Raw genomic sequence first — 12,601 nt, 5'->3', positions numbered from 1 at the left:
GGCCGGGGGAGGTCAGGTCGCGGGGAGGGGGTCGGCGCGTCCGCGGCGCAACCACAGGAGCACGGTGGCGGCCGTGGCCAGGCATGCGGCGGCGTACAGCAGGAACGCGGTCGTGGAGCCGAGCCACGTGCTCAGCCCGCCGAGCAGGAGGGCGCCGAACGGCATGCCACCCCAGCCGAGGAAGTAGAGGCTCATCACCCGGCCGCGCTGCGCGTCGTCGACGACCTTCTGGACCACCGTCTGCAGGGTCACCATGGCGCCGATGCTGAACGTGCCGCACAGCAGCGCGGCCGCCGCGAGCACGGGCACCGTCGTGGCGGCGCCGAGCAGGGCGTTGCTCAGGCCGAGCAGAACGAGGGTGACAGCGGCGTGCCACACGGTGGCGATGCGCTCGGACAGGCGGGCCACGACGAGGATCCCGAGGAGCGAGCCCAGCCCGGTCAGCGCCACGAGCACGGGGAAGACCGGGTCCGGGTTGTCAGTGGTCGCGGCCGCCCGGACGGGGAGCTGAGTGGTGAAGGCGCACCCGAAGAACGCGTTCACCGCGACGATGACGAGGCAGAGCGCGGCCGGGGGACGCTCGCGGGCGTGCCGGATCCCGGCGCGCACCTGGGTGGCCAGGCTCTCCCGGGCCACCCGGACGGCCGGCGGGATGCGCCGGGTGCGGACCGCTACCGCGGCGGCGGCCGCGGCGAGAGTGAGCGTCGCGTACATCACGAACGTGCCCAGCGGTCCCCAGGCCACGAGGATCAGCCCGGCGACCGCGGGGCCGATCGAGCGGGCGAGGTTGAGCCCGGCCGCCTGGATCGGGACGGCATGGCCGAGCGCCTCGGCCGGGACGGTGTTTGCCACGAGTGCCTGGGTCACGGGGGACAGGAAGCTGATTCCGGTGCCGGCGAGGAAGGCGAGCCCGAGCATCACGGGCAGGGCGACGATGCTGGCCGCGATCGTCGCCGCGCAGACCCCGGCCAGGACGGTGGTCGCCAGGAGCACGCCGATCTGCAGCCGCCGCCGGTCGACCGCGTCGGCCAGCACCCCGGCCGGGATGGAGAAGAGCGTGAACGGCACGAGCAGACAGAAGAAGAGCGCCCCCATCGTCGCCGGGGTGGCGTCGCTCTCGATCAGCACCGACTGGAAGGCGATGTTGCAGCCCCAGTAGCCGGCCTGGGACAACACCAGGGTCAGGAGTACGAAGCGGAAGTCTCGGAATTGCAGGGCCGAGAACATTTTCACGTCTTTCGCCATCCTTCTGTCGTTTCCGGGACCCTACCAAGCGCTTGCTTGCATAGCTAGTGCCGGGTGTGGTTTTCTTCCCGTACCTCGAGTGAAAGGGCGTGCCGTGAGCGGCTTCTGCGCAGGACGAACGGTGATCGTGACCGGTGCCGGACAGGGGCTGGGCCGGGTCCACGCCCTCGAATTCGCCCGGCAGGGCGCGAACGTCGTCGTCAACGACATCGACAGCAGCCGGGCGGCGGCCCAGGCCGTCGTCGACGAGATCCGCGCGCTTGGCGGTCGCGCGGTCGTCAGCACCGGCGACGTCAGCGACTGGGCCTACGGTGAGCGCCTCGTGCGCGAGACGGTCGAGACCTTCGGCGGGCTGCACACCCTCGTCAACAACGCCGGCATCAACCGCGACCGGATGCTTGTCAACATGAGCGAGCAGGAGTGGGACCTGGTCCTGCGGGTCGACCTCAAGGGACACTTCGTCCCGATGCGCCACGCCGCCGCCTACTGGCGGGACGAGGCCAAGGCCGGCCGCCCGGTCGCCGCGCGCGTGGTCAACACGTCCTCCGGCGCGGGGCTCATGGGCAGCGTCGGACAGGGCAACTACGGCGCCGCCAAGGCCGGGATCGCCGCGCTGACCCAGATCGCGGCCGCCGAGTGGGCCCGGTACGGCATCGTCGTCAACGCCATCGCCCCCTCGGCCCGTACCCCGATGACCGAGGCCGTCTTCGCCGAGACGATGGCCGCCCCCGAGACGGGCTTCGACGCGATGGACCCGGCAAACGTCTCCCCGCTCGTGGTCTGGCTCGGCTCCGACGCCGCGCGGGCCGTCAGCGGCGCCGTCTTCGAGGTCGCCGGCGGCGAGGTCTCGCTCGCCGATGGCTGGCGCCACGGGTTGGCCGCCGACAAGGGCGGCCGATGGGAACCGGAGGAGCTCACCGACGTGGTCGCCGACCTCATCGCCCGCGCCGAGCCGCCGACCCCCGTCTACGGTGCCTGACATGGGTGCGCCGGTGAGCGACGAGCAGTTCCGGGCCGAGATCCGCGGCTGGCTCCGGGAGGCCCTCACCGGACCGTTCGCCGAGGCCGTCGGCACCGGCGGCGAGGGACGCGAGCACGAGGCGCACGAGCTGCGCCGCGAGTGGGAGCGCCACCTGGGCCGGGCCGGCTGGATCGGCCTCTCCTGGCCCACCGAGTACGGCGGTCGCCCCGCGACCCTCGCCCAGCAGGTCATCTTCCACGAGGAGTACGCCCGCGCCGGCGCGCCCGGCCGGCTCGGGCACATGTCCGAGCAACTGCTCGGCCCGACCCTGCTCGCGTTCGGCACGCCGGAGCAGAAGGCCCGCTTCCTGCCCCGCATCACCAGCGGCGAGGACATCTGGTGCCAGGGCTACTCCGAGCCCGGCGCGGGCTCGGACCTCGCCGGGGTGCGCACCCGCGCCGAACGCCGGGGCGACCACTACGTCATCACCGGGCAAAAGGTGTGGACCTCGCTGGCGCACCTGGCCGACTGGTGCTTCGTGCTGTGCCGCACCGATCCCGGCTCGACCCGCCACGCGGGCCTGTCCTACCTGCTGGTGCCGATGAATCAGCCCGGCGTGACGGTGCGCCCGATCACCCAGCTGACCGGCACGAGCGAGTTCAACGAGGTCTTCTTCGACGAGGCCGTCGCCGCCGTCGAGCACCGTGTCGGCGCCGAGGGCGAGGGCTGGAAGGTCGCCATGGGCACGCTGGGCTTCGAGCGGGGCGTGTCCACCCTCGGCCAGCAGATCGGCTTCCGCCGGCGCCTCGACGCCGTCATCGCCCGGGCCCGCTCCAACGGCGCCTGGCAGGAGCCGGCGCTGCGTGACCGCCTCGTCGACGCATACATCGGGCTCGAGGTGATGCGGCACTCGGCGGTGCGGCTGCTCGCGTCCGCCGGTGAGGGGCTGTCCGGTCTGGAGGCGTCGATCTCCAAGCTCCAGTGGGCCACGTGGAACCGCTCGCTGGGTGAGCTCGCGGTCGACGTCGAGGGGGCCGGGGCGCTGCTCACCGGGCCCGGGTACGAGCTGGACGACGCCCAGACCCACTTCCTCTTCAGCCGCGCCAACACGATCTACGGCGGCTCCAACGAGATCCAGCGCAACATCATCGCCGAGCGCCTGCTCGGCCTGCCCCGATGAGGTGAGGACGATGACCGGAACGCCCGAGGACCTCGCCGAGATCCGTGCCTCCGTGGCCGAGGTGCTCGACGGGCAGGCCGACCTGCGCCGAACCCACGAGGTCATGGTCGGGGAGCGGGGCTACGACCCGCTGCTGCACGAGTTGCTCACGGCCGAGCTGGGCCTGCTCGGCCTCGTCGTACCGGAGCACCTCGGCGGGCTCGGCCTGGACGTGCCCGCCGCGACCGCCGTCATCGAGGAGCTCGGGGCCCGGCTCGTGCCGGGCGCGCTCGCGACGAGCCTCACCGCGATCCTCGCCGCCCGCGCCCTCGGCCCGAGCGCCGAGCCCCTGCTGGCACGCGTCGTGGACGAGCAGCTGACCCTGGCCGTCGCGCTCGCCGAGGACGGCGCGGGCTGGGATCTCGGGCAGACCGCCACCCGGGCCACCGGCGCCGGGGACGAGTGGGCGCTGACCGGGACGAAGACCGTCGTCCCCGGGGCCGAAGCCGCCCGGGTCGTTCTCGTCACCGCCCGCAACGAGGGCGGTGAGCTCGGCGTCTACGCGGTGGACCGGGCCGCCGACGGGGTGGACGTGCGGACGCACATGACGCTCGACCAGACCCGTCGGCTGAGCACCGTGCGCCTGCGCGAGGCCGCCGCCACCCGGGTCGACGCCCCCGGCGGCGACGGTGCCCGGGTGTTGCTGGACCACGTACGCGCGATGCTCGCGCTGGAGTCGGCGGCCGCCGCCCGCGCCTGCCTCGACCTCACCGTCGACTACCTCAAGGTGCGGGAGCAGTTCGGCCGCCCGATCGGGTCGTTCCAGGCCCTCAAGCACCGCTGCGCCGACCTCGCCGTCGCGGTCGCCGGGGCGCGGGCCACCGCCGACCACCTCGTCACGACGTTGCGCACCGGGGCCGCCACCCGCTCGCACGACGCGGCGCTGGCCAAGCTCGTGTGCGCCGACACGCTGATGACCGTCGCGGCCGAGGCGATCCAGTTGCACGGCGGCATCGGGTTCACCTTCGAACACCACGCACACCTGTTCTTCAAGCGCGGCAAGTCGGCCCAGCTGCTGGCCGGCTCTGCGGCGGCGGTCCGCGCCGAGGTGGCGGCGCTCGCCGGCCTCTGAGCGAGGCGCCGAACTCCACGGCAGGCAGGAGCGGAGGGGCCGCACCGAACCGGTGCGGCCCCTCCGCCGTACATGCCCCGCGCGCTCAGCCGAGCGGACCGGCGCCGGGCGGCTGGGCGGCCAGGTGCCGCGACGGGATCTCCCCACCACCGTCGACGACGATCTCCGTGCCGGTGACGTAGGCGGACAGCGGCGAGACGAGCAACAGGCAGGCCGCGGCGATGTCGGCCGGGGTGGCCATCCGCCGCATGGGGATGGTCCGCGCCACGCGGTCCTGCCCCGCCTCGTCGCCGTAGTAGAGATGCGACAGCTCGGTCTGCACGAGACCCACAGTCACCTGGTTGACCCGTACGGCGGGCGCGAAGTCGAGCCCGAGGCACCGGGTCAGCATCGTCAGGCCCGCCTTGGCCGCGGCGTACGCGGCGGTGTCCGGGGCCGGGTTGGCTCCGGCGACCGAGCCGATGTTGATGATCGTCCCGCTGCCCTGACGCTGCATGACCTCGTTGGCCTGCTGCGCGACGTAGAACGGGGCGAGCAGGTTGAGCGTGACGACCGCCGAGACGAAGCGGGGGGACACCGTCGCGGTGTCGGCGCTCGGTGCGCCACCGGCGTTGTTGACCAGGATGTCGAGCCGGCCGAACCGGTCCACCGCCGCGGCGACGAGGGCCTTGGCCTGCTCCGGGTCGCGTACGTCCGACTGGACGAAGACGGGCGTGCGTCCGTCGATCCCGGGCAGTTGCTCGGGCTCGCTGCGGCCGCACACGAGCACCCGCGCCCCGGCCCGGAGGAAGGCGCGGGTGATCTCGGCGCCGATGCCACGGGTGCCTCCGGTGACGACGGCGACCTGGCCGGTCAGGTCGACGCCGCCGGGCGTCGCGGGGGAGTGGGTCATCAGAGCCTCTCGATGATCGTGACGTTGGCCTGGCCGCCGCCCTCACACATCACCTGCAGGCCGTAGCGGCCGCCGGTGCGTTCGAGCTCGTGCAGGAGGGTGGTCATCAGCCGGGCGCCGGTGGCGCCGAGCGGGTGGCCCAGGGCGATCGCGCCGCCGTTGACGTTGACCCGCTCCGGGTCGGCCCCCGTCTCCTGGAGCCAGGCGAGCACGACCGAGGCGAACGCCTCGTTGATCTCGAACAGGTCGATGTCGTCGATCGACATTCCGGTGCGTTCGAGCGCGTGCGCGGTGGCGGGGATCGGGGCGGTGAGCATCAGCACCGGGTCGTCGGCGCGTACCGACAGGTGGTGGATCCGGGCGCGCGGCGTCACCCCGTGCTCGGCCACTGCCCGCTCGCTCATGACGAGCAGCGCCGCCGCGCCGTCGCAGATCTGGCTCGCCACGGCGGCGGTGACCCGGCCGCCGGGGGTCAGCGGGTCGAGGGCGGCCATCTTCTCCAGGCTCGTGTCGGCGCGCGGACAGGTGTCGGTGTCGACGTCGCCGACGGCGCGGATCTCGCGGCTGAAGCGGCCCTCGGCGATGGCCCGCAGGGCCCGCTCGTGGCTTCGCAGGGCGAAGCGTTCCATGTCCTCCCGGCTGACGCCCCACTTCTCGGCGATCATCTCGGCCGAGCGGAACTGGGAGATCTGCTCGTCGCCGTAGCGCTCGCGCCAGCCGATCGACCCGGAGAAGGGGTCGTCGAAGCCGTACTGCTGACCGGTGAGCATCGCGGCCGAGATGGGGATGGCGCTCATGTTCTGCACGCCCCCGGCGACGACGACGTCGTTGACTCCGGCCATGACGGCCTGGGCCGCGAAGTGCACCGCCTGCTGGCTCGAGCCGCACTGCCGGTCCACTGTTACGCCGGGTACGTGCTGCGGGAGGCCGGCGGCGAGCCAGGCGGTGCGGGCGATGTCACCGGCCTGTGGGCCGATGGTGTCGACACAGCCGAACACGACGTCCTCGACGGCGCCGGGGTCGATCCCCGAGGAACTCATGAGGCTGGTGAGCGCGGCGGCTCCCAGATCGGCGGAGTGGATCTTGGCGAGCGCGCCACCGCGTCGCGTGACGGGGGTGCGGACGGCGTCCACGATGTATGCCTCTGCCACCGGGTTCCCTTCCTTCAGATGCCTCACCGGTCGGTGCCGCCGGCGTCGCTGCCGCTAGTCTAGCAAGCGCTTGGTTGGTAGTCTGTGCTTCGTTTCCGACAAGTGACCGGCTCCGCGTGAGGAGATGTGCGTGAGTGACGTGTTGACCACGATCCCCGCCCTGCTGCGGCAGGCCGCGCAGGACGCCGCCGAGCTGGAGGCCCTCGTCGACGGGGACGTGCGGATGACCTTCGCCGAGCTCGACGCGGCCGTCAACCGGTTCGCGCGGGCCGCTGTCGCGCACGGTCTCGAGCCGGGGGACCGCGTCGTCGTCTGGGCCCCGAACAGCGCCGACTGGGTCGTCAGCGCCCTCGGCGTGCTGGCCGCGGGGGGCGTGCTGTGCCCCGTCAACACCCGCTTCCGTGGTGCGGAGGCACGGTCCGTCATCGCCAAGGTCCGGGCCACGATGGTCGTCCTGGACGACGCCTTCCTGGACACCCGCTACCTGGCCGCGCTGCGCGGTGACGGGCCGTCACCGGCCTTCGGCCGCCCCGTGCCACTGCTGCCCTCGGTGCGTACCGTCGTCGACCTGTCCGCCACCGGCCGCGAGCAGACCGATCACGGCGTGTGGTCCCTGGCGGGCTTCACCGCGCTGGCCGACCAGGTCGACCCCGGAGTCGTCGACGAACGGATCGCCGCCCTCGCCCCGGAGGACGTGTCCGACATCCTGTTCACCTCCGGCACCACCGGCTACCCCAAGGGCGCGATGGTCTCGCACGCCTCGAACCTTCGCGTCGACCGGGAGTGGGCCCGACTCGTCGGACTGCGGCGAGGCGACCGCTATCTCATGGTCAACCCGTTCTTCCACAGCTTCGGCTGGCGGGCCGGCATCCTGGCCTGCCTCCTCACACGCGCCACGATCATCCCGGTCGCCGTGTTCGCCGTCGAGACCGTGCTGCGTCTCATCGAGCAGGAACGGGTCACGGTCTTCCCCGGCGCGCCCACCGTCTACACCTCCCTGCTCGAACACCCCGACCTCGGCAGGTACGACCTCAGCTCGGTACGCCTGGCCGTCACCGGCGCCACGATCGTGCCGGTGCCGCTGCTGCGCCGGATGCGCGAGGAACTCGGCTTCCGCGATGTCATCACCGCCTACGGCCTGACCGAGACGTGCGGCACCGCTACCGTGTGCCCGCCCGACGCCGGCCTCGAACGGATCTCGACCAGCTGCGGGCGGGCGATCCCGGGCACCGAGTTGCGGATCGCCGGTCTCGACGGACAGCCGCTGCCGGCCGGCGAGTCGGGCGAGATCCTCGTGCGCGGCTACAACGTGATGGCGGGCTACTTCGAGGACCCGGACGCCACGGCGCAGGCCATCGACGAGGACGGCTGGCTGCACACCGGTGACGTCGGCTGGGTCGACGAGGACGGCTACCTGCGCATCACCGACCGGATCAAGGACGTCTACATGGTCGGGGGCTTCAACGTCTACCCCGCCGAGGTCGAGCGGGTGCTGTCCGAACATCCCGCCGTCTTCGACGTCGCGGTCGTCGGGGTCCCCGACGCGCGGATGGGCGAGGTCGGCAGCGCCTTCGTACAGACCGTTCCCGCCTGGACCGGTGACGAGTCGGCGCTCGCCGACGAGCTCGAGGCGTGGTGCCGGGAGCGGCTGGCCAACTTCAAGCGCCCGCGCAGCTTCACCGTCGTTGCGGCGCTGCCACGAACCGCGAGCGGAAAGATCCAGAAGTTCAAGCTCACCGGGTGAGCCCGGCGTTGCGCTTCGTGCGGGCGCACCGGCCCCGGTGCCCTGCTCGCCGGCAGGCCCGACGCCCCGACCAGACCTGACACCGACGGCACCGCCGTCACGGGCGCCAGCCCGAGAACCGGAGGACACCAATGCAGGACGCAGTCATCGTCGCCGCGGCGCGCTCGCCGATCGGCCGGGCCTTCAAGGGGTCGTTGGCCTCGATGCGGGCCGACGACCTGGCCACCCAGATGGTCCAGGCGGCCCTGGCCCAGGTGCCGGCGCTCGACCCGACCCAGATCGACGACCTCATGCTCGGCTGCGCGCAGCCGGCCGGCGAGCAGGGCTGGGGCCTCGCGCGCGTCGTCGCTGTCGAACTCGGGCTCGACCGGGTTCCCGGGACGACGGTGCAGCGGTACTGCGCGTCGAGCCTGCAGACGACCCGGATGGCGCTGCACGCCATCCGCTCCGGTGAGGCCGACGTGCTCGTCTCCGCCGGGGTCGAGGCCGTCTCGCGCTTCGCCGCCGGCAAGTCCGACGGCATGCCGGACACGAAGAACCCGATCTTCGCCGCGGCGGGGGAGCGCACCGCCACCCGCGGACGGGGTGGCGCCGGCCCGTGGACCGACCCACGCGACGCGAATGAACTGCCCGACGTCTACATCGCGATGGGCGAGACCGCCGAGAACGTCGCGAGCCACCGCGGTGTGAGCCGCGCCGAGCAGGACGAGTGGGCCGCCACGAGCCAGCAGCGGGCCCAGGCCGCGATCGAGTCGGGCTTCTTCGCCACCGACATCACGCCGGTGACCCTCGCCGACGGCACCGTCGTGGCCACCGACGACAGCCCTCGCGCCGGAGTGACGGCCGAGTCGCTGTCCGGCCTCAAACCGGCCTTCCGGCCCGACGGTACGGTGACCGCGGGCAACTGCTGCCCGCTCAACGACGGCGCGGCCGCCCTCATCATCATGTCCAGCCGCAAGGCCGCCGAACTCGGCGTCACGCCGCTGGCCCGGATCCTGTCCACCGGTGTCTCGGCGATCTCGCCGGAGATCATGGGTCTCGGCCCGGTCGAGGCGTCGAGGCGGGCCCTCGCGCTGGCCGGGCTCTCGATGGCCGACATCGATCTCGTCGAGCTCAACGAGGCGTTCGCCGCTCAGGTCGTCCCCTCCATCTCGGACCTCAAGGCCAACCCCGAGCGGGTCAACGTGCACGGCGGCGCGATCGCCCTGGGCCACCCGTTCGGTCAGACCGGAGCGCGGATGACGACGACGCTCATCAACGGGCTGCGGGCGCGGGACGGCCAGTTCGGCCTCGAGACCATGTGCACGGCCGGTGGCCAGGGCATGGCGATGGTCATCGAGCGGCTCTCCTAGGCGGGTGTGTCGACGTCCCCGGTCGAACCGGGGACGTCGACAGCCGGCTCACGCCACCACGCCGAGTGGGTACGGCCGGGCGCGGATCAGTGCCGGGGCAGCGCCGCCGCGAGGGCCGCCGCCCGGCCGGCGACGGCGGCCGCCTGCTCGGCGAACGAGGCCGCGGTGCGGTCGCCGCCGCTCATCGCGCCCTGCGTGACCCTGGTGTACACGCCCTCGAGGATGCACGCGGTCTTCCACCAGTTGTAGGCGACGAAGTAGTCGATCCGCCCCGGGTCGGTGCCGGTGGCGAGGCAGTACCGGGAGAGCAGTTCGTCCCGGGTCGAGAAGCCGGGCCGGACCGTGGCCGGGTCGTGCAGCGCGCGGGCCGTGTCGCCGGCCTGCGCCCAGTAGACGAGCAACTGGCCGACGTCGGCCAACGGGTCGCCGACGGTGGTGAGTTCCCAGTCGAGTACGCCCTGGACCCGCCATCGCGAGTCGAGCATGCAGTTGTCCAGGCGGAAGTCGCCGTGCACGATCCCCGAGCGGGACTGCCCGGGCGCCGCGGCCACCAGGTGCTCGTGCGCGGTCTGCAGGTCGGGCAGGTCGCGGATCCTGCTCCGCTGCCAGTTCTCGTGCCAGCGTCCGAGTTGCCGGGGGAGGTAGTCACGGCGGCGGGCCAGGCCGCCCAGTCCGATGACCTCCGGGGCGAGTCGGTGCAGGGCCACGAGAGCGTCGACGAGCGTGGGGCCGATGAGCGCGCGGTCGGCCTCGGTGGTGAGCCGCTCGACGTCGGCGGGGCTGCGCAGGATCACGCCGTCGAGGTGCTCGAGTACGACGAGGGGCGCGCCGGCCACCTCGCCCGTCTCCTCGACCGCGAGCACCCGGGGCACCGGGAGGTGGCCGTGCAGCCCGCGCAGGATTCGCGCCTCGCGCAGGACGTCGTGCGCGGTGGCCGGGTGGTTTCCGAGCGGTGGACGGCGCAGCACGACGACGTGGCCGGCCGCGTCGGTGGTCCGGTAGGTCAAGTTGGAGCGCCCTCCGGCGATGACCTCGTGCCGGAGGTTGCCCTGCAGCTCGGGCACCGCGCGGCCGAGCCAGGCGTCGACGCCCGCCGGGAGCCCGGCGTGCCGGGTGGGCTCGATCGGGGCCGGACCTGTCCGGGCGTGACCTGCTGCCGTCATGGGGGCGCCTCCTCTTCCGGGCACCAACCTAGCAAGCGCTTGGTTTGTCCGCGCTCAGTCGCGGGCGAGAATGCCGTCGAGGAACACCGAGACGAAGTCGTCGGCGAAGTTCGCCATGGAGTACGACGGGGTCGGCTTGAACCAGCGGACCGAGAGCCACAGCGCGTCGCGCAGCATGCCGTGCAGCACGCGTACCGGGATGTCGTTGCGGAAGTCGCCAGTGGCGATACCGGCCTCGAGCACCTGGATCCAGGCCCGCTGGATCGTGGCGGCCGCCTCGCGGATGTGCTCGTAGCCCTCGATCTTGGGCAGGTAACCGCTCGAGTTCTGGTAGATCTCGGTCGCGTGCGGGTGGGCCTCGATGTTGGCCAGCGAACTGGTGACGAGCTTGCGCAACTGGGTCGCCGGCTTCTCCTCGGACGCCAGGACTTCGCCGTAGCGGTAGGTCAGGTCGGTCAGGTAGTCCGAGATGATCGCGTTGACCATCTCGTCCTTGGACTTGAAGTGGTGGTACAGGCTGCCGGAGAGGATCCCGACCGAATCGGCGATCTCGCGGACGGTCGTGGCATCGATTCCTTTGGCTGCGAAAAGGTGGGCGGCGTTGTCGAGGATGACCGAGCGTCGGTCCTGGGTCGTCGACATATGGGTGCTCCCGGTTCCTCGAGCAATGTGTTGGTCAAGCGCTTGCTTTATATCACTTCGATGCCTTCAGCATGATAAAGCCAGCCTCCCTTGACCGGGGTGCTCGCAATGCCTAGGGTGGCGGCCAACCAAGCGCTCGTTCGGTGCCCGGAGCCCGCGCTGCGGATCCCGATCAGCCGAGAGGGGCTGCCCGATGCCCGACCCGATTCCCGCCGTCCCGTCCGGGCGTCCGCCCGCCGCCCGGCCCGACCGGGCAGCCGGCCTGCTCGCCGGCCGTGTCGTCCTCGTCACCGGCGCCGCCGGCGGGCTGGGGGCGGCGTACGCGCGCGGCATCGCCGCGGCCGGAGGCCACGTGGTCGCGGTCGACGTCGACGCGGACGGACTCGAACGGCTCAGCGGGCAGATCGCCGCGGCGGACGGCCGGGGCTCGATCAGGGTCGCCGACGTCGCGGACTGGGCGAGCGCGCACGACCTCGTGCGTGACTGCCTCGCCGAGCACGGCAGGCTCGACGGCCTCGTCAACAACGCCGGCGTCTTCGCCATGGCCCGCGCCGGCGCCGAGTCCGAGGCCACTGTGCGCCGGATGCTCGAGGTCAACGTGCTCGGCGCCGTCGCCTGGGGCGACGCCGCCATCGCGGCGATGCGCGCCCAGGGGCACGGGGTCCTGGTCAACGTCACCTCGGGCGAGCAGATGGGCCGTGCCGAGACGGCCGTGTACGGGGCGACGAAGGCCGCGATCGCCACGCTCACCTACGCCTGGGCGGCCGAACTCGCCGAGGCCGGGATCCGCGTCAACGCGATCTCCCCGAACGCCCAGACCCGGATGGCCGAGGTGCTCGAGCGGTTCCGCGGCGTACCGAGCGGGCAGAACGCGGGTGTCGCGCCCGAGGCCAACGTGCCGCTGCTGCTCTACCTGCTCTCCGACCTCAGCGCCGAACTGACCGGCCAGGTGCTGCGCTCCTACGGTCCCGAACTCATGCTGACGACCCACCCGGCGCTCGCCGAGCCCGTGCTGCGGCACACGGCGTGGACCCCGGAGCGCATCGCCGAGGCCGTCACGGCGCGGCTGCGACCGCACCTGGCGCCCCTCGGGGTACGCCGGGCGCGCATCGAATACCTCGACTGACCCGACGTCCGAGGCCGACCCGACGTCCGAGGCC

11 protein-coding genes are annotated in these 12,601 nt (G+C 72.5%); 6 read left to right on the top strand and 5 right to left on the bottom strand.

Annotated elements, in window-relative coordinates; all coding sequences use genetic code 11:
• Nucleotides 1-12: 12 nt before the first annotated feature.
• Nucleotides 13-1,227 carry an MFS transporter gene (locus BAW75_RS12920; protein ID WP_043324830.1) on the bottom strand — a complete coding sequence of 405 codons (1,215 nt, stop codon included), beginning with the start codon at nucleotides 1,225-1,227 and terminating at the stop codon, nucleotides 13-15.
• A gap of 139 nt (nucleotides 1,228-1,366) precedes the next feature.
• Between BAW75_RS12920 and BAW75_RS12915 the strand changes: the two genes are divergently transcribed.
• From BAW75_RS12915 to BAW75_RS12905, 3 genes are read left to right on the top strand one after another with little or no spacing between them, the layout of a single operon-like run.
• Nucleotides 1,367-2,224 carry an SDR family oxidoreductase gene (locus tag BAW75_RS12915; protein ID WP_244206105.1) on the top strand — a complete coding sequence of 286 codons (858 nt, stop codon included), beginning with the start codon at nucleotides 1,367-1,369 and terminating at the stop codon, nucleotides 2,222-2,224.
• Between the two features lie 13 nt (nucleotides 2,225-2,237).
• Nucleotides 2,238-3,386, top strand: a complete 1,149-nt coding sequence (locus BAW75_RS12910; RefSeq protein ID WP_197494884.1) for an acyl-CoA dehydrogenase family protein — start codon at nucleotides 2,238-2,240, stop codon at nucleotides 3,384-3,386.
• Between the two features lie 10 nt (nucleotides 3,387-3,396).
• On the top strand, nucleotides 3,397-4,497 hold the full coding sequence (locus BAW75_RS12905) for an acyl-CoA dehydrogenase family protein (protein WP_069090077.1): 1,101 nt from the start codon (nucleotides 3,397-3,399) through the stop codon (nucleotides 4,495-4,497).
• A gap of 85 nt (nucleotides 4,498-4,582) precedes the next feature.
• Here BAW75_RS12905 and BAW75_RS12900 read toward each other — a convergent pair whose 3' ends face one another.
• Nucleotides 4,583-5,389, bottom strand: a complete 807-nt coding sequence (locus BAW75_RS12900) for an SDR family oxidoreductase (protein WP_104113741.1) — start codon at nucleotides 5,387-5,389, stop codon at nucleotides 4,583-4,585.
• Entirely contained in the window at nucleotides 5,389-6,540 is a 1,152-nt protein-coding gene (locus tag BAW75_RS12895) for an acetyl-CoA C-acetyltransferase (RefSeq protein ID WP_104113740.1), read from the bottom strand. The genes BAW75_RS12900 and BAW75_RS12895 overlap by 1 nt, the downstream gene beginning before the upstream one ends.
• Before the next feature lie 139 nt (nucleotides 6,541-6,679).
• Between BAW75_RS12895 and BAW75_RS12890 the strand changes: the two genes are divergently transcribed.
• Together BAW75_RS12890 and BAW75_RS12885 are read left to right on the top strand one after the other, a co-directional pair.
• A complete protein-coding gene (locus BAW75_RS12890; RefSeq protein WP_275937797.1) occupies nucleotides 6,680-8,284 on the top strand; it encodes a FadD3 family acyl-CoA ligase in 1,605 nt (534 codons plus the stop codon).
• A 131-nt stretch (nucleotides 8,285-8,415) separates the two neighbouring features.
• Complete coding sequence (locus tag BAW75_RS12885) at nucleotides 8,416-9,636, top strand: acetyl-CoA C-acetyltransferase (RefSeq protein WP_104113738.1); 1,221 nt, start codon at nucleotides 8,416-8,418, stop codon at nucleotides 9,634-9,636.
• An 86-nt stretch (nucleotides 9,637-9,722) separates the two neighbouring features.
• Here BAW75_RS12885 and BAW75_RS12880 read toward each other — a convergent pair whose 3' ends face one another.
• Both BAW75_RS12880 and BAW75_RS12875 read right to left on the bottom strand, forming a co-directional pair.
• On the bottom strand, nucleotides 9,723-10,799 hold the full coding sequence (locus tag BAW75_RS12880) for a phosphotransferase family protein (protein WP_104113737.1): 1,077 nt from the start codon (nucleotides 10,797-10,799) through the stop codon (nucleotides 9,723-9,725).
• 54 nt (nucleotides 10,800-10,853) lie between these two features.
• Nucleotides 10,854-11,441, bottom strand: a complete 588-nt coding sequence (locus BAW75_RS12875; RefSeq protein WP_043324821.1) for a TetR/AcrR family transcriptional regulator — start codon at nucleotides 11,439-11,441, stop codon at nucleotides 10,854-10,856.
• 193 nt (nucleotides 11,442-11,634) lie between these two features.
• Here BAW75_RS12875 and BAW75_RS12870 point away from each other — a divergent pair, with 193 nt between their 5' ends.
• Complete coding sequence (locus BAW75_RS12870; RefSeq protein ID WP_104113736.1) at nucleotides 11,635-12,567, top strand: SDR family NAD(P)-dependent oxidoreductase; 933 nt, start codon at nucleotides 11,635-11,637, stop codon at nucleotides 12,565-12,567.
• Nucleotides 12,568-12,601 lie beyond the last annotated feature (34 nt).

The organism is Micromonospora chalcea (assembly GCF_002926165.1).
Classification (GTDB): Bacteria; Actinomycetota; Actinomycetes; order Mycobacteriales; family Micromonosporaceae; genus Micromonospora; species Micromonospora chalcea.
Note: the sequence above shows the minus strand (reverse complement) of the source record. Positions and strands in the feature narration are given on the sequence as shown.

Excerpts from the sequence above, each read along its gene's own strand:
- BAW75_RS12920 (WP_043324830.1), bottom strand. The coding sequence starts at position 1,227 with ATGTTCTCGGCCCTGCAATTCCGAGACTTCCGCTTCGTACTCCTGACC.
- BAW75_RS12905 (WP_069090077.1), top strand. The coding sequence starts at position 3,397 with ATGACCGGAACGCCCGAGGACCTCGCCGAGATCCGTGCCTCCGTGGCC.
- BAW75_RS12900 (WP_104113741.1), bottom strand. The coding sequence starts at position 5,389 with ATGACCCACTCCCCCGCGACGCCCGGCGGCGTCGACCTGACCGGCCAG.
- BAW75_RS12885 (WP_104113738.1), top strand. The coding sequence starts at position 8,416 with ATGCAGGACGCAGTCATCGTCGCCGCGGCGCGCTCGCCGATCGGCCGG.
- BAW75_RS12880 (WP_104113737.1), bottom strand. The coding sequence starts at position 10,799 with ATGACGGCAGCAGGTCACGCCCGGACAGGTCCGGCCCCGATCGAGCCC.
- BAW75_RS12875 (WP_043324821.1), bottom strand. The coding sequence starts at position 11,441 with ATGTCGACGACCCAGGACCGACGCTCGGTCATCCTCGACAACGCCGCC.
- BAW75_RS12870 (WP_104113736.1), top strand. The coding sequence starts at position 11,635 with ATGCCCGACCCGATTCCCGCCGTCCCGTCCGGGCGTCCGCCCGCCGCC.